13 protein-coding genes are annotated in these 16,534 nt (G+C 68.0%); 4 read left to right on the plus strand and 9 right to left on the minus strand.

The window, feature by feature from the left end:
- Window positions 1-246: 246 nt before the first annotated feature.
- Genes QRN25_RS07340 through QRN25_RS07360 form a run of 5 tightly spaced genes read right to left on the minus strand, consistent with a single transcriptional unit; the run spans window position 247 to window position 4,826 of the window.
- Window positions 247-1,335 (minus strand): LLM class flavin-dependent oxidoreductase, encoded by a 1,089-nt coding sequence (locus QRN25_RS07340; protein ID WP_285018284.1) that lies wholly within the window; start codon window positions 1,333-1,335, stop codon window positions 247-249.
- A gap of 23 nt (window positions 1,336-1,358) precedes the next feature.
- Window positions 1,359-2,597, minus strand: a complete 1,239-nt coding sequence (locus tag QRN25_RS07345) for a rhodanese-like domain-containing protein (RefSeq protein ID WP_285018285.1) — start codon at window positions 2,595-2,597, stop codon at window positions 1,359-1,361.
- On the minus strand, window positions 2,594-3,214 hold the full coding sequence (locus QRN25_RS07350; protein WP_271181861.1) for a cysteine dioxygenase family protein: 621 nt from the start codon (window positions 3,212-3,214) through the stop codon (window positions 2,594-2,596). The genes QRN25_RS07345 and QRN25_RS07350 overlap by 4 nt, the downstream gene beginning before the upstream one ends.
- Complete coding sequence (locus tag QRN25_RS07355) at window positions 3,211-4,005, minus strand: ABC transporter ATP-binding protein (RefSeq protein ID WP_271181862.1); 795 nt, start codon at window positions 4,003-4,005, stop codon at window positions 3,211-3,213. Before QRN25_RS07355 ends, QRN25_RS07350 begins: the two co-directional genes overlap by 4 nt.
- 38 nt (window positions 4,006-4,043) lie before the next feature.
- A complete protein-coding gene (locus tag QRN25_RS07360) occupies window positions 4,044-4,826 on the minus strand; it encodes an ABC transporter permease (protein ID WP_285018286.1) in 783 nt (260 codons plus the stop codon).
- 291 nt (window positions 4,827-5,117) lie between these two features.
- Between QRN25_RS07360 and QRN25_RS07365 the strand changes: the two genes are divergently transcribed.
- Complete coding sequence (locus tag QRN25_RS07365; protein WP_036523180.1) at window positions 5,118-5,957, plus strand: LysR substrate-binding domain-containing protein; 840 nt, start codon at window positions 5,118-5,120, stop codon at window positions 5,955-5,957.
- Window positions 5,958-6,061: 104 nt separating this feature from the next.
- Window positions 6,062-6,727, plus strand: a complete 666-nt coding sequence (locus QRN25_RS07370; protein WP_285018287.1) for a peroxiredoxin-like family protein — start codon at window positions 6,062-6,064, stop codon at window positions 6,725-6,727.
- Window positions 6,728-6,734: 7 nt separating this feature from the next.
- Here the strand turns inward: QRN25_RS07370 and QRN25_RS07375 are convergent, their stop codons facing one another.
- Complete coding sequence (locus QRN25_RS07375) at window positions 6,735-8,099, minus strand: FAD/NAD(P)-binding protein (RefSeq protein WP_285018288.1); 1,365 nt, start codon at window positions 8,097-8,099, stop codon at window positions 6,735-6,737.
- Window positions 8,100-8,266: 167 nt separating this feature from the next.
- Here QRN25_RS07375 and QRN25_RS07380 point away from each other — a divergent pair, with 167 nt between their 5' ends.
- The gene (locus tag QRN25_RS07380) at window positions 8,267-10,774 is read left to right on the plus strand and encodes a putative bifunctional diguanylate cyclase/phosphodiesterase (RefSeq protein ID WP_285018289.1); all 2,508 of its coding nucleotides are present in this window, start codon (window positions 8,267-8,269) and stop codon (window positions 10,772-10,774) included.
- Here QRN25_RS07380 and QRN25_RS07385 read toward each other — a convergent pair.
- Genes QRN25_RS07385 through QRN25_RS07395 form a run of 3 tightly spaced genes read right to left on the minus strand, consistent with a single transcriptional unit; the run spans window position 10,771 to window position 14,650 of the window.
- Complete coding sequence (locus QRN25_RS07385; protein WP_285018291.1) at window positions 10,771-11,757, minus strand: pectinesterase family protein; 987 nt, start codon at window positions 11,755-11,757, stop codon at window positions 10,771-10,773. The genes QRN25_RS07380 and QRN25_RS07385 overlap by 4 nt on opposite strands.
- Complete coding sequence (locus tag QRN25_RS07390) at window positions 11,754-13,625, minus strand: hypothetical protein (protein ID WP_285018293.1); 1,872 nt, start codon at window positions 13,623-13,625, stop codon at window positions 11,754-11,756. The genes QRN25_RS07385 and QRN25_RS07390 overlap by 4 nt, the downstream gene beginning before the upstream one ends.
- Entirely contained in the window at window positions 13,586-14,650 is a 1,065-nt protein-coding gene (locus tag QRN25_RS07395; RefSeq protein ID WP_285018295.1) for a glycoside hydrolase family 95 protein, read from the minus strand. Before QRN25_RS07395 ends, QRN25_RS07390 begins: the two co-directional genes overlap by 40 nt.
- 265 nt (window positions 14,651-14,915) lie before the next feature.
- Between QRN25_RS07395 and QRN25_RS07400 the strand changes: the two genes are divergently transcribed.
- On the plus strand, window positions 14,916-16,487 hold the full coding sequence (locus QRN25_RS07400) for an aldehyde dehydrogenase (NADP(+)) (RefSeq protein WP_285018297.1): 1,572 nt from the start codon (window positions 14,916-14,918) through the stop codon (window positions 16,485-16,487).
- Window positions 16,488-16,534: the final 47 nt, after the last annotated feature.

Here is a 16,534-nt window from a genome sequence, read left to right on the forward strand (position 1 = left end):
TCCTATGTCGTGAGGTCAGGCTATGCGGCGGGAGCGGGACGGACCAACGCGATTGGCTGATGTGAAAGTGAGTTGTGCCAATGGGTTTATGCGGCGAGGTCGCGCCTGCCCCTTCGACAAGCTCAGGGTGAGCGGGGTGGGAGTAAACCGCCGCCGCCAAGCGAGCTGTGCCGGCCGATAGCTACCTCCAAACCCGCTCAGGCTGAGCTTGTCGAAGCCCCGTCGGCCCTAGCCCACACCGCCCGATCACCCCGCCAGCGCGACTTTGCGCTCATCGCGCTCGGCCACCTTCTCGCGCACCAGCGGGATCAGTTCGCGGCCATAGTCGATCGCATCGGCCAGCGGCTCGAAGCCGCGGATCAGGAAGTGGTCGATGCCGATGTCGTAGTATTCCAGCAGCGCCTCGGCGACCTGCTCTGGCGTGCCGACGAGGCCGGTGGAATTGCCCGCAGCGCCGGTCAGCGCGGCAACGCCGGTCCACAGGCGCGAGTCGCGGCGCCCCGAAGCGGCGGTTTCCAGCAGGCGCAGCGAACCCGCATTGGGCGGACGGTGGCCCGACGTCGGCAGACCCGCCGCCTCGCGGTTGGCGCGGACCTGCTCGACGATGGCGTCGGCCTTCTTCCAGGCGGCTTCCTCGGTATCGGCGATCACCGGGCGCAGCGAGAGCGAGAAACCGGGCGAGCGGTTATGCTGCGCGGCAGCGTGTCGCACGGTGCGCACCGCCTCGCCGACCTGCTCCAGCGTCTCGCCCCACAGGGCATAGACGTCGGCATGACGGCCCGCGACTTCGATCGCCTCGGGCGAGGAGCCGCCGAAGAACACCGGCAGGTTGTCCGGCTTGATCGCCGCGAAGGCGCCGCGCGCCTGGTAGAAGCGGCCCGAATGGTCAAACGGCTGCGCCGAATTCCATTCGCGCTGCAGGATGCCCAGGTATTCGTCGGTGCGGGCGTAGCGTTCGGCCTTCGTGGTGCCGACATCGCCATCGCGCGCCATCTCCTCATCGGCGCCGCCGGTGATGATGTGGACCGCGACGCGCCCGCCCGAAAGCTGGTCGAGCGTCGCCAACTGGCGCGCCGCGAGCGTCGGCTGCGTGAAGCCCGGGCGGTGCGCGACAAGGAAGCCCAGCTTGCTGGTGATCGCCGCCGCATGCGCCGCGACGATCTGGCTTTCGGGCGAGGCCGAGCCGAACGGGATCAGCACGCGGTCGAAGCCGCCCCGCTCCTGCTCGATCGCGGCGGCGTCCACATACTCGCGGTCGAGCACGCGCGAGCGAGTGGCGTTGTGGATTTCCGAGGTGTCGTTGAAGCCGATGTAGCCGATGAACTTGACGGTCATTGCGGTGAACTCCGGTTATGATTTCAGATGACGAAGAAGCCGTGGGTGCCGTCGCGCTGAAGCTGCGCGACAAGGCCGTATTCCCAGTCGAGATAGGCCTGCATGGCGGCCTTGGGATTGTCGGTGCCCTCGTAAGGGCGCTTGTAGCGGCCCTCGGGTCCGCGCGGCGGGGGGGCGCCGTCGGGGCCAGTTTCGAGCGGGCCAGTTTCAAGGGCGGTGAAGTCAGCTTCCAGCACCAGCACCTCCCAGCCCAGCTGCGCGAGCCACGAAGCGGTCATGTCCGCGCGCGGGCCGAGGTCGTCGGCAAGGACGATGCGCGCGCCGCGCACGGGGGCGAAGTGGTCGGTCTCCTGCACCAACTGGCCGCCGGGGGCATTGCGGAAGCCCGGAAGGTGCCCGGCGGCGTAGACGTCCGGCTGGCGCACGTCGAAGCGGTAGAGGGTGCGGTGCGTCTCCGCCTCGATCGCGGCAAGCTGCGCGGCGTCGATCCGGCGCACACCGGCACGGTAGGCGACTTCGCGGGCGCGGGCGCGGGCTTCATCCACGTCGCCGCCGACTTCGACACTCTCCTGCCGCCCGTGCTCCAGCTGCTGCCCTGCGAGGGTCCAGCCGATGGTGCCGTTGCGCAGCGCGAAGACGCGGTTGGGCAGGCCCGCATTGATGAGCGACTGCGCGCCGATCAGGCTGCGGGTGCGGCCCGCGCAGTTGACGATGATCGTGGTGTCCGGATCGGGCGCGGCGACGGGTGCGCGCAGCACCAGTTCGGCGCCCGGCACGCTGCGGCCGCCGGGGATGCTCATCGTCGCGTATTCGTCGAAACGGCGCGCGTCGAGGATGGCGATGTCGGCCTTCTCGTCGATCAGCGCCTGCACGTCCTCGGCCGGGAGCGAAGGCGTGCCGCGCCGATGCTCGACGAGTTCGCCGAATGCCTTGGAGTAGGAATTGACGTCCTCGAACAGCTCGTAGCCCGCCTCGCGCCAGCCCTGCAGGCCACCGTCGAGCAGATCGACGTTCGTGAACCCGAGCCCGCGCAGTTCCCCGGCCGCAGCGGCGGCAAGGCCCTCGCCGTCATCGTAGACGACGACCGGCACGTCCTTGCGCGGAATGCGCCATGCCGCTTCCGCGGCGATGCGCGCCGCCGGGATCTGCGCGGCGAACAGCGGGTGGCCACCGGCGAAGGGGTGCTCGTCGCGCACGTCGATCAGCGCGATTTCGCTGCGCGCCAGAAGCGCGCTGCGGACCTGATAGGGGGTGACGGTCATGCTTTCCTCGAAAGATCCCAGAGATTGGGCAGCGTGGTGTTGGCGTAGCCGGAGATGAACGGCCGCTCCTCGCCGCTGGCGCGGTAAGTGGCGCGCTCGACCGCGCCGATGTTGGCGCCGTAGACGTGGATCGAGATCGAGGTACGATCGGCATGGCCGTTCTCGACGCGGTGGATATCTCCCTCGCGCGGGTCGATCGCCTCGACTTCGCCGGGATGGAGCGTCCGGGTCGCGCCGTGCTGCACCAGGGCGCCGTCAAAGTCGCGGTGAAGGAAGCTCTGTACCCTCTCGGTGCCGTTGAGTACCCCTACGAGGCCCCAGACGCGGTGGTCGTGGATCGGCGTCGCCTGCCCCGGCCCCCAGACGAACGACACCACGCTGAAGCGCTCGGCGCTATCGCAGTGGAGGAGATATTGCTGGTAACGTTCGGGATGCGGCTCGGCATATTCGTCCGGCAGCCAGCCGCCCTGCTCGACCAGCCGGGCCAGCAAGGCGCCGCCATCGTTCAGAATCAGGTCGAGGTCGTCTGTGCCTTCAAGCAATGCGGCGAAGTCCGTCACGAACCGGCGCAGCGGCGACAGGTCCGTGGCGGTTGCAATCGGAGAGAACGCGTTCACGGGCGCGCTCCGGCATGCAGCGCGACGATCTCCCCGGCAGGCCGTTCCTCGACCACACCGCCCAAGGCATCGAGCAGGCGCTTGCGCAACGGCGCCGCCACGGTCGCACGCTCGGGGCCGCGCGCGGCGGTAATTCGCTCCTGCGCAACGATTTTTCCGCCGTCGAGCAGGACAATGCGGTCAGCGAGCGCGATGGCTTCGTCGACGTCATGCGTCACCATCAGCACCGCCGGGCGATGACGACGCCACAGCGACAACACCAGTTCGTGCATCCTGAGCCGGGTCAGGGCGTCGAGTGCGGCGAAGGGTTCGTCGAGCAGCAGCAATTGCGGCTCACGCACCAGCGCACGGGCAAGGGCAACGCGCTGCGCTTCGCCGCCCGAAAGCGTCAGCGGCCAGGCTTCGAGACGGTGGCCGAGGCCGACTTCCTGCAGCGCCTCTTCCGCCAGTTGGCGCGCATTACCGCGCTTGAGGCCGAGGGCGACGTTGCGCCACACTTTCTTCCACGGCAGCAGGCGGGCGTCCTGGAACACCACGGCGCGCGAACCGGGGATGGTCACGTCCTGCCCTTCTACCGGATCGAGGCCGGCCAGCGTGCGCAGCAGGGTGGTCTTGCCCGAGCCGGAACGACCGAGGAGGATGACGAACTCGCCCGCCGCGATCTGCAGGTTCAGACCCGAGATGATGGTGTTGTCGCCAAAGCGGCGGGTGAAATCGCGCAGACTGACGACGGGTTCGGACGTCACGGCGGGCGCGGCGGGCGAGGTAAAGTGGTTCAGGCGAGCATCCACGGCAGGGTCCTTTCGGGGAGCGGGTTCACGCAACAGGTTCATTGGGAAACGATGGAGGGGCGCCAGACGAGCGCGCGGCTCTCGACCGCGCGGACCAGTCCGTCGGCGGCAAGGCCCAGCACGGCGTAGACCATCAGGCACACCAGGATGATGTCCGTGCGCATGAAGTCACGCGCGTTGTTGATGAGGTAGCCGAGGCCCGCAGTGGCGTTGATCTGCTCCGCCACGACCAGCACCAGCACCGAGACCGAGAGCGAATAACGCAAGCCCACCAGCAGCGCAGGCAGCGCGCCGGGCAGGATTACATGCCAGACCTGCGCTGCGCGGCTGAGGCCCAGGCTGCGCGCGCCTTCGAGCAGGCGCACGTCGATCCCGCGGATACCGCCGTAAAGGTTGAGGTAGACCGGGAAGATCGAGGCGAAAGCGATCAGCGCAATCTTGGGCGTCTCGCCGATACCGAACCAGACGATGAACAGCGGCGTCAGCGCCAGCGTCGGGATCGTACGCTTGATCTGCATGAGCGGATCGACCGCGACCTCGCCCTGCCGCGACAGCCCGGCGACGAGCGCCAGCACAATCCCGGTGGTCACGCCGATCGCCAGGCCCGCGATGATCCGCAGGAAGGAAACGGCGAGGTTGTCGGTCAGTTCGCCCGACACCGTCATCGCCCAGAGCGTCGCCAGCACTTGCGAAGGCGCCGCGAGGGTCCGCTCGGGAATAAGGCCGGACCGGGAACCGGCCTCGAGCACCGCCAGCAGCAACAGCGGCGAGAGCCAGCGGGCAGAATACAGCGAGCGGGCCAATCGGGTGAATGCGGACATGGACGAAGTGCCTCGTGTGGTCATGACCCGAAACTGGCACCTGAATGTCTACCAATTCAATGGAGAATGTTGTGCCGACCTATCAGCAACGCTCATAATGGCGCCTCGAAACGCTCATCCGACGCCCGGACGTGCGGAAAACCGGGCCGAAAGCAGAAAAAGGGCATGGGGACAGAATTGCTTGCCCCACCTAAATCTCTACTATTTTGATTGAGAATAAGTCATAACGCATGGATGCATGCTGGCCATCATACGAATCCTGGCCATCACACGAATCTTGAAAGCCCGCCGATGCCCGTGAATCTCCCGACAAACCTTCTGCGCAGCTTCGTTGCGATCGTCGATACCGGCTCGATGCTTCATGCTTCGGAGCGGGTTTTCGTAAGCCAGTCGGCGCTCAGCCTCCAGATCAAGCGACTCGAAGAGCTGCTGCAACAGTCGCTGTTTCACCGTGAGGGACGCCGCCTTGCGCTGACGGCGCACGGCGACCTGATGCTCGACTATGCACGCAAGGTGCTCGCCCTGCATGACGAAGCGGTCGCGGCGGTCACCGCCGGGCATTTCGCCGGGCCGGCGCGGATCGGCATGGTACAGGATTTCGCGGAACTGCTCCTGACCGGCCTCCTCGCCCAGTTCGCGGACTTGCACCCGGAGGCCGAACTCTACTCGCGAGTTGCGGGCACGGCGGAACTCCTCGACCTGCTGGAGCGGCGGCAACTCGACATCGTGCTGGGATTTGCCGCTCCGAATGACGGCAATGCGGTGACCACCGCGCCCATGTCGTGGTTCGGCAAGGAGGAACTGGCCGCGCACGAGACGATCCCCCTCGCCGTGCTGGAGACGCCCTGCCGCTTCCGGGAAGCGGCGATCCGCGCGCTGGAGGATGCCGGGCGCCCGTTCCGCATAACCGTGGAGACGCCCAATCTCACCACCTTGCGCGCGGCGGTGGATGCGGGGCTCGGCCTTACCTGCCGCACCGGGATGTTCCTGCGCGACGCGCCGCTGGGAGACGTCGGCCTGCCCTCGCTGCCGCATGTCTCCTGTGTGCTGCATACCGCGCCGGGGCTCGACGGGCCCACCCACCAGCTTGCCACACTGGCGCGCGAGGTGGTCGCCGGGCTTCCCAACTGATGGCGCTGCTTATTCGATAATCTCAAGCGGCTCTCAAGGCTTCTCGTTGGTCGCGGTGCCGGGCTTTCCATAGTTTTGGATGCGATCAACGATGAGGCTTACCGATGACCGAAACCCTGAACGACCGCTTCGCCGCGCTGCAGGCCGAACGCGAGCGCACCTGGAGCGCCGAGCAGCTGGAACGCAATGCAGCGCAGCGCCGGGTGCTCGTCGAGCGGCACGATCCGTCCGCGCAACCGAAGGCTGGCGACACCGTCGAACCCTTTGCGCTGATCGATCAGGACGGGCGCGAACTCACGCGCGACACGATTCTTGCGGATGGCCCGGCGGTGCTCGTGTTCTTCCGCTTCGGTGGGTGCCCCGCCTGCAACATCGCGCTGCCGTGGTACAACGAGACGCTGCTGCCCGAACTGCGCGCCCGCGGCATTCGCCTGATCGCGGTCAGCGCGCAGGTCCCGGTCGACCGGGACCTGATCGCGCGCCATGGCCTGGGCTTCACCGTGGCATCGGACCCCGGTTATGCGCTCGGCCGCCAACTTGGCATTACCTTCCTGCCTGACGAGCAACCCGCCGTCCCGCACGGCCAGCCCTGGATCGGCGCGACACTGGGAACAGGCAGCTACGAGATCGACCAGCCCGCCATCCTTGCCCTCGCGCCCGACGCGACGGTGCTGTTCTTCGAGGCCAGCCCCGACTGGCTCAGCCGCACCGAGAGCGAGACGATCCTCGCCGCCCTGCCCGCTCGCCAGACCGTCACCACCGGCGCCTGACCTTGCTTCAAAGTCCCTCGCCGCCGACCCAGTGCTCGTCGGCGAGGAAGCGGGCAAGGCCCCACACCTGACGCCGGATATCGGGCACGGCGACGATCTCCCAGGCCTCCCCCTTGGTGATCGGCCCGACCGCGAGCAGGCGGTCCTGCGCATTGCCAGCGGCATCGCGCACCCGGCCGAGATGGTCGACGTCCACCCCAAGGCCATGGACATCGCCGCGAACATGTCCCGCCTCGAGCAGATGCGTCAGGACCGGCGCCTCCACCCGGCGCAAGTCGCCGTCCGGCCCGGCGCAGTTGAACACGCGGTCCACCGCGATCGCCTCGATGCCGTCCTGACCACGCGGGCGATAGTGCACCACCGCCTGCCCGCCGGCTTCGTCGGCTCCGCACAGTTTGCCAGCCACGTACTGCAGCCGCCCGGCGCTCTCCATCGCTTCCAGCCGCTGCGCGACCGAGGGGGCGAGGCGGTGGCGGTGAATGTCCCAATATGGCCGCAGATGCCGCAGGAAGCGGGCCTGCGCGGCGGTCGAATGGCGGCGCCAGATGTTCTGGGTGTGGGGTCGCAGAGCATCCACCGCGCCGCGCCAGCCGATCTCCTCCGCCCGGCGCCGCACGGCGCGGACGAGGTCCGCGCCGCGCAGATCGGGGTCGGAAATGGGAACCACCACCGGCCCGCTCTCGGCGTGGGCGAGCGGCTTGAGCCCCCGGCGCGAAAGCACCGTGACCTTGCCGCCGAACCCCGAGCTTTCCAGCGACAGCACCACGTCGGCCGCCGTCAACCCGCTGCCCACCACGAGGACGTGGTCGAGCGCGGCGAGGCCCTCGATCGCCGAGCGATCCCAGGGATCGGGACTGTAGAGGTGCCCCGGCAGCCCCTCCAGCACGCCATGCGGCGCGGGCGGGAAGTTGCCCAGGGCCAGCACCACCGCGCGGCAATCGACGACGTCGCCGTCGGCCAGCCGAACATGCGCCGCGCCGTCGCCGAAATCGACCGAGCATGCCTCGCCGTCGATGACCTGCGCGTCGGGACCGGCCTTCGCCAGCGCCTCGACCAGCAGTTCACGCAAGTAGGTCCCGTAAGTCAGGCGCGGCACGAAGCGGTTCGCCTCGTCGGCGTCGGCGAAATCCATCCAGCGGGCGAAGTGCTTCGCATCGTCGGGGAACGCGCTCATGTTGGAGGCGCGCACGTTGAGCAGATGCTCCGGCCGCCGCGTACCGAACGCCACGCCCTTGGCAAGCTGGGCGGAATTACGCTCGATCAGGGCGACCTTGACGCCGTAGCGCAGCAGGTTGATCGCCAGCAGCGTCCCGCTGAACCCTCCTCCCACGATCGCGATGGGCAGGTCGCGGGCGGCATTGTGACTGATCATGAAAAGATAGGTTCCCGGCAAGCTGATGAGGCTGGCTAACAGGAAATGCCCGCCGCGGGGTATTTTTTGTCCTCATAGATTGCGCCGAATCGCTTCGGTCGGTCGCTGCCGTTAACCATTTCTAGTGACCTTCGGTTTATACGTATGGCCCTGATCAAGGTTGGGGCATGCCGGTTAGGTCGCATCTCGTCTTCGTTTGGCTGCTTCTGGCGGCGCTGTTCTGGACGTCTTCCGCGCGAGCGGAGATCGTCCGGATGCGCTCCGACGTCTGCTATGCCACCGCGCCGGCGGACTATCCGGCCAATGCCGCCTCGGTCGCGCGGCTGAACTTCGACTGCACCCGCGTGCCTGACCATCCCGCCTACGCCAAGGGCTGGGCATGGCTGAAGCTGCGCGATCCGCGCATGCTGACCGGCCTGCCTTCGGGCTGGCTCCTGATGACCGACCAGAGCCGGTTCGAGCGCATGACCATGCTGGTGGTCGATACCCAAGGCCGCACCCGCACCGCCACGATCGCGCCCGGCGCCGTCGGCGACCACTGGGCGCTGGGGGGCATGTTACGCTTCGCCGTCGATCCGCCGGGCGCCCGCGTCCGCGATGTCTACATCGGCTACCGCAACCTCGACGACCTTTCGCTGATGCGCAAACTTTCGGCGATGAGCCCGCAGAGCCTGCTGCGGCTCGAGGGCATCTGGCTGGCGCTGATGGGTGTGTTCGCGGGCGCCATCTTCTCCGCGTTCGCTTACAACCTGCTGATCTACACCGGCCAGCGACTGGTCTTCCAGCGCTGGTATCTCGTGTGGTCGCTGCTGGTCCTCGCCTACGGCCTGACCTGGACCAACGTGCTGGCCTTCGCCTTCCCCGAATATGTCGGCCCGTTCGCGGTGACGACCGACTATCTGCTCGTTGCCGGACTGATCGCGGCGGGGAACATGTTCTTCCTAGCCGTCATCGAGGAAGGCGTGCTGCCGCGCTGGCTGGTGCGGTGGGGGAAGATCTGCGCCTGCCTCAACATGGTGGTCGGCGTTCTCGCCGCCTTCGTCCCCGTCGCTGCGCCGGTCGTGCTGGACCGCTGGCTCAACGTGGTCTTCGTCCTCAGCGCCGCCAGCGTCGGCGTCGGCATAGGCATCGCCCTGCGGGCACGCAGCCGTGTCGTGTGGTTCTACCTTGCCGGGTGGACCCCGGTGCTCTCGGTCTTCGCGCTGCGCGTAAGCCGCAATTTCGGGATCACGGTGCAGGACGACGTGGTCGATATGGCCACTTTCGCCGCGCTCGCGTTCGAATCGATCGCCCTGTCGCTCGCCATCGCCGACCGCTTCCGCCTGCTCGGCAAGGAGCGCGACACCGCCGAGCAGGCCCGCAAGGTCGCCCAGGTCGAGAGCGAGACCTTCCGCCGCGCCGCCCAGACCGACTACCTGACCGGCCTCGGCAACCGCGCCGCCTTTCAGTCCGCGCTGCGCACGATGTGCGAGGATGCCGCACGCTCCCCCTTCATGCTGCTGCTGATCGACGTCGATCATCTCAAGCACATCAACGACCGCCTCGGCCATGACGGCGGCGACCTGCTGCTCGGCAAGGTCGGACGGGGCCTCGTCGCCGCAGGTGGTCCGTCCGCGCACGTCTCGCGCATAGGCGGTGACGAGTTCGCGATCCTGCTGCCGTGGGACCCCGTGGCGGAACTGCGCATCCGCCGCGCGCTGGACGAACTGCAGGGTGCGACGCTGACGCACGGCGGCCGCAGCTGGGCCTTGTCGCTCAGCATCGGCCTTGCCTGCTTCCCGCAGGATGCCGCCGAACCCGATGTGCTCGCCAAGAACGCCGACCTCGCGCTCTATCAGGCCAAGCAGGAAGGCCGCCGACGCCTGCTCGACTACGCCCCGCACTTGCGCGAGCAGCTGGACAGCCGGCAGCTGTTCGGACTGGAAGCGCGCCAGGGCATCGAACGCGCCGAATTCTCGCTCCATTACCAGCCCATCGTCGATATCGATACCGGCGCGATCGGATCCTACGAAGCGCTCCTGCGCTGGCAGCACCCGGTCCACGGGCTGATGACACCGGCCGTCTTCGGCGACATGCTGAACGAGCGCAAATTGGGCCTTGCGGTGCAGCAGCACGTGCTGGACATGGGCCTCGCCGCCTTGCGGGACCACCCGGAGCGGATCCCCAAGCTCTCGGTCAACCTGATCGCCGCACAGCTCGACAGCCCCCACGCCGCCGCCCGCCTGCTGGCGCGGATACGCGACTATGGCATCGCGCCCGAACGCCTGTGCATCGAGGTGACCGAGGACTTCGTGCTCGGCCGCGCGGTGGACGAGACCGCCAAGGCGCTCGACCTGCTGCATGAGGCGGGCGTGACGGTGGCGCTCGACGACTTCGGCACCGGCTATGCCTCGCTGATCCATCTCAAGCACCTGCCCTTCGACGTGCTCAAGATCGACCGCTCGTTCACCCTCGGCCTGTTCGAGGACGACGGCCAGAGCGAGGCGATCATCCGCGCCATCATCGGGCTTGGCCAAGGCCTCGGCAAGCAGGTCGTGGCCGAGGGCGTCGAGACCGAAGAGCAACGCCGCAAGCTGGCGGAGATGGGCTGCAAGCTCGGCCAGGGCTACCTCTTCGCCCGCCCGGCCCCGATCGAGACTTTTGCCTCCGCCGGTACATCGGCCTGCGCGGCCTAGCGCTTCAGGCCTCGCGCTATCCAGCCGATATCGTCGCCGAAGAAACGCTCCAATCGCCAGCGCTCCGCGCCTTCGGCATCGAGCCAGGTCGCTTCCTTCGCCAGTGTCAGCCCCGACGTGCCCGGTCCGACCGGCGCGTAGAGGGCGTAGCGGGTAGTCGGCAACTTGTTGGTCTTGCCCGGCGTCCATTCGGTGAACGCGCCCGGCGCGAGCGACGTATCGAGCACCGGCGCGAGGAATACGACCGAGGCGTAATCGCGCCATGGCCGCCCGAGCGAGACGTTGCGCGCCGCCGGATCGGCGGTGAGGCGGCAATCCTCGAACACGAAGGCGCTGTCCTCGTCCGGCGCGTTGCGGCTCTGGGCGGTGTACATGACGGATTCGTGCGCCTCGCCGTGCAATTGGCACTTGCGGAAGAACGCCTTGGCATTGCCGAACACGAAGTCGACGTGACCGGCGATGTAGCAGTTTTCGAAGTAGGCGCGGGTTTCCTTCCCGCCCTGCCCGTCGTTGACGAACAGCGTGTCCTGATGACCGAGCATCCGCACGTTCGACACCACCGCCGCGTCGCCGGTCAATGAGACCGCCACCGCCTGCGAGGGCGCATGCGTGGGATCGAGCCACCAGTCGTTCGCCACAGTCAGGTTGCGCAGGGTGAAGGACGCGCCGGTCACGCTCAGGGTCGCGGACTTGAAGGTGCCGCCTGCCGTCATGGCGGAATCGCCGTAGACGAGGACGACGTCGTCCGGCCGTCTGCCGGTGCCCGCCAGCGTGACGCCGGCGGCGCTGACGGTCAGCTTCTCGCGGTAGGTTCCCGGCGCGATGAGCACTTTGCCGCCCTCGGCCGCCACCGCGTCGATGGCGGACTGGACGGTGTGGAAAGCACCCGCCTTCGCCGGATCGACGTGGACGGTGCGGGCCATGGCGGGCGCACTCAGCATGGCAGGTGCGACGAGCGCCGCAAAGATCAGCTTGTGGTTCACGAAGTCCTCCCCTGTTCCGCCAGCCATGCGATGGCATTGGCGAGGAAACGGCGCTGCAGCGGCGCCACCATATCCGGCATGCGGTGGACCACCGCGCGCATCCCCTTGTTCGCGGCCACCAGCGTTGCCGCGCCGTTGTGGCGATCATGATCGCGGCTGTAGCCCGCGACGATCTCGACGCCCGGCCCATCCACCAGCAGTCCGTTGGAAAGGCGTCCGTCGACCTGATGGAAGATCCCCGCCGCCCGGTCCGCCGGGATGCCGGCGAACAGCGGATGCGCGCGCAAGTAGTTCCAGTTGCCCATCCACGGCGCGCGGATGTCACCCACGGTGCCCTTGAACTCCAGCAGGCCGAGGTCCGCGAGTTGCCGCGCCACGCCTTCGGACAAACCGTCCTCCGGCACCAACGCCAGCAGCGGTGTGCCCGAGCGCACGGCGGCCAGCACCTGCGACGACAGTTCGCCGAGCACCAGATTCGGCTTCTCGCCCTTCTTCGGCTGCGCTTCGAGGCCGGTCTGCTCGCCGATCTGGCGACGGGCGATCTCGTCCGCCTTGAGACCCGAGGCGATGACCAGATCGTACCGCTGCCCCGGCCGGAACTCCTCCAGCCGGAGGCCGGGCAGCGCCTCTAGCTGCGCCCGAAGACTACGCGCGATCCCGGAGACGGCGATACGGCGCCCGGATGCCACCTGAGCGGGCAGCCCCGCCACCCACAGATTGCGCGTGAAGCTCGCGCCCGGAGCGCCGGAAAAGGACAGGTGCACCTGCCACTCCCCCTCTCGCGCCAGAGCAGGCGTCGTGACTTCGCGTGCGACCAGCTGGCTGAACCGGTCCGGTGCCGTGGCCCCCACCGGATAGCGCCCCAGTTCCATCACCGCGCCTTGCGGATCGCGCAGGGACAGCGCCAGTTCGCCGCTCACGGCCTTGCCGGTATCGTTGAACAGGAACAGGTCGAGCACCGCGCTTTCCCCCGCCGCGTAAGCCAGCTTGCGCTGCTTGGCGACGGGGCGCACCGGCAGCAGGCTGGCGCGCACCAGCGCCGGGTCGGCCTTGAAGCCGCGTAAGTTGTCGACGATGCCGGAGTGGTTCTCGATCGCGGTGGTCTCCCACCCGCTGATCGCCGCCACGTCCACCTCGTCACCGATGCGGATGTTCTCCATGTAGTTGGCCCAGGCGTCGTAGCTCTTGGCGCCGATCGACAGGAACAGCTCCTGCGCGGTGGGGAACGCCTTGCGGAAGCCCCAGCGCTCCAGGAACGCCTCGGTATTGGCGAGGATCACCGCATGGTCGGCAAGGTCGTAGGAGCGGCCGCCGCCCTTGCGGATCGTCTCGACCATGGCGGCGTGATCGTCGGCGACGGCGCAGCCTTCCATCTCACCGAACTCGACGATGAAGGGCTTGCCGGTCTGGCGGTGGATGTAGTCGTCCGGGCTCTTGTAGAAGGCGTCATACCACTGGTCGCCCGCGCCCTGGTGGTTGTCCCACCAGCCACCCCACTCGACCTCGTCCGAGCGGTAGTATCGGTCGCTATAAGGCACGTACATCGCCTGGGAGGCGCCGCGCTGGACGAAGCCGTCGTTGAGGATCACCGTGCGGCTCGGATCGGCGCGGTGCATCGCCAGCAGCACCGCCTGGACGTCGGGGTTGGCGAGGTCCGCGCCCAACTCGTTCTGCAGCGTGTACTGCACCAGCGAGGGGTGCGAGCGGAACGCCCGGACCATCGCCACGCACTTCTCCACCTGATAGTCGCGTGCGAAGCGGTCAGCGTCGGAGAGTTCGCCGTTCTTGCCGTAACCCGCGATCGCGAAGCGGCCACCGCCGGGCTCCATCACGCGCAGCAGGCCCATCTCGTCCTGCTGGTCGAGCACCTCGCGCTTGCCGACGTTGCGGTGGAAGTGCAGGCAGTTGAGGCCGAGCGCCTTGGCCGCCTCGACTTCCTTGGTCGCAAGGTCAGGGCGCGGCCAGAGCCCGTTGAAACCCCAATAGCCCCACGAGATCGCCGAGTAGAGCTTGATGCGCCGCCCGTTGAAACGTCGGCGTAAGCGCGATAGCTCGTAGCCATGGCGATCAGGATCGTGACTTCATCGGCGCCGCGCACCGAGAGCACGTCGGCACCGGCAGAGACCTTGCCGCCGCTGGCGATCACCTTCACCCGGCTCTGGAACTTCAGCGCACCGGCGATGCCGAACCCCTCGTTGTTGGTGCCCGACAGCGGCAGTTCGTGGCCCGGCAGCGCCTGCACCGACCATGCCCTTTGCGGCGAGGTCATCTTCAGGTCGAGCGACACCGCGCCCCGCTTCCCGGCCTTCAGGTGGACCGCGACGACCTGATCGGCCGGAGAAGCGACCACCGTGCGCTCATGCGCCACCCCGCCGATCCGAAAGCGCGTGGTGTGACGCGCGGCATCGATGTCGAGTTCGCGGCGATAGCTTCCCGCCTCCGGCTCGCCGAGACCCGGGAAAGTGAGCCGGAGGTCGCCGAGGCCCTGATAGGACATCTGCCGCATCGGCACGCCCATGACCTTGTCCTTGGCGAGCGCCTGCGCCTCGTCGTAGCGGCCCTCGAAGATCAGCCTGCGCACTTGCGGCAGCGCATCACGCGCCTGCGGATTGGCCGGGTCGTAAGGGCCGCCGCCCCACAGCGTATCCTCATTGAGCTGCAGCCGCTCCTCGGCCACGCCGCCGAATACCATAGCGCCGATCCGGCCGTTGCCCAGCGGCAGAGCCTCGATCCACTCCTTCGCGGGCTGTCGATACCACAGCAGGTCATCAGCCCCCGAAACCTGCGCGGCCGCGGCTTCGACACCCGGCGCACCAAGCAGAGACAGCGCCGCGAGGGGGGAGCCACCCGCGACCAGTTCACGGCGGGAAACGGCAAAATCCTGAAGGCTCACTGGCGCATCTCTCCCCTGTCGGCGCGCCTTGGGCGGCGTGCTCATGCAAAATGTTAGCGCTATAATTTGCGATGTGCAAGGTGCATGTCGGAACCCCTTGACCTTGCTGACTCAATGTTTGATAGCGCTATCAACGATAAGGGAGCAGGACGATGGGCGATCATTGCGATCCGGGCGAAATCCGATCCGCCATGCGCATTATGCGCCGCGCCCCGCTTGCGCTTTGACGGCCATCACCATTCCCATGTTCAAGAGGACACCGATCATGATCACCGGCGCCATTCTCATCGGCCGCGAAGAAGCGCAGACGCAGGCGGGCTATGCCGCGATCAACCCCGCGACCGGGGCGACGCTGGAGCCTCGCTTCACCACGGCGGGTCTCGCCGAAGTGGAGCGCGCCTGCGCACTGGCCGACGCCGCTTCGATCGCCTTCGCCGAGGCCGAGCCGGAAACCCGCGCGGTGTTCCTCGAAACCATCGCCGATGAGATCGTCGGCATCGGCGAACCGCTGATCGAACGCGCCATGGCCGAGACGGGCCTTCCCCGCGCCCGTATCGAGGGCGAGCGGGGCCGCACCGCCGGCCAGCTGCGCCTTTTCGCGCAAGTCCTGCGTGAAGGCAGCTGGGCGGGCCTCACCATCGATCCCGCCCTGCCCGAGCGCGCGCCGCTGCCGCGCCCGGACCTGCGCGTGCGCAAGGTCGCGCTTGGCCCGGTCGTGGTGTTCGGCGCCAGCAACTTCCCCCTCGCCTTCTCGGTCGCGGGCGGCGACACCGCCTCCGCCTTCGCCGCGGGTTGTCCGGTCATCGTCAAGGGTCACTCGGCCCATCCCGGGACCGGCGAACTGGTCGCCCGCGCGATCCAGCGCGCGGTGGCGCTGTGCCATCTGCCCGAGGGCGTGTTCTCGTACCTGCCCGCCACGCGTGAAGCGGGCACTGCGCTGGTCGCCGACCACCGCGTCAAGGCGGTCGGCTTCACCGGATCGCGCCCCGGCGGCATGGCGCTGATGCGCACCGCCGCGGCCCGGCCCGAGCCGATCCCGGTCTATGCCGAGATGAGCTCGATCAACCCCGTCGTGCTGTTCCCCGCCGCCCTCGCCGCGCGGGCAGAGGCGCTGGGCGCGGCCTTCGTCGGCTCGCTGACGATGGGCGCCGGGCAGTTCTGCACCAATCCCGGCCTCGTCATCGCCATCGACGGGCCGGACCTCGATACCTTCCTCGCCTCGGCCTCGGCGGCGATGGGCGGCAGTGTGGCGCAGGACATGCTGACGCCGGGCATCCACTCGGCTTATGTCGAGGGCGTCAGCGCGCTGGCGGGCCACGGCGCCGTCACCACCCTCGCCCGCGGCATCGAGCCGACTGGCCCGTACCAGGCGCAGGGCGCGCTGTTCCGTACCACGGCGGCCGATTTCCTTGCCGATCCGGCGCTGGGGGCGGAAGTCTTCGGCTCCTCCTCGCTGGTCATCACGGTGACCGACATGGCCGAGGCGCTCAAGGTCATCGCCGCGCTGGAAGGCCAGTTGACCGCCACCCTGATCCTCGACGCCGAGGACGAATCCGAAGTCGCCAAGCTGCTGCCGGTGCTGGAGCGCAAGGTCGGCCGCATCCTCGTCAACGGCTGGCCGACGGGCGTGGAAGTGTGCCATGCGATGGTCCACGGCGGGCCGTTCCCCTCGACTTCGGACGGGCGCACCACTTCGGTCGGGGCCTCGGCGATCGAGCGGTTCCTGCGCCCGGTGTGCTACCAGAACATGCCCTCCGCCCTGCTTCCCGAGGGTCTTCGCGACGGCAACCCCTGGAACGCCCCGCGCCGCATCGACGGCATCCTCAAGCTCGCCTGAACGGCACTCAACGGCACCCAAAGGGTACACAAGATGACCAAAACGCC

The organism is Novosphingobium sp. fls2-241-R2A-195, assembly GCF_030209485.1.
Classification (GTDB): domain Bacteria; phylum Pseudomonadota; class Alphaproteobacteria; order Sphingomonadales; family Sphingomonadaceae; genus Novosphingobium; species Novosphingobium resinovorum.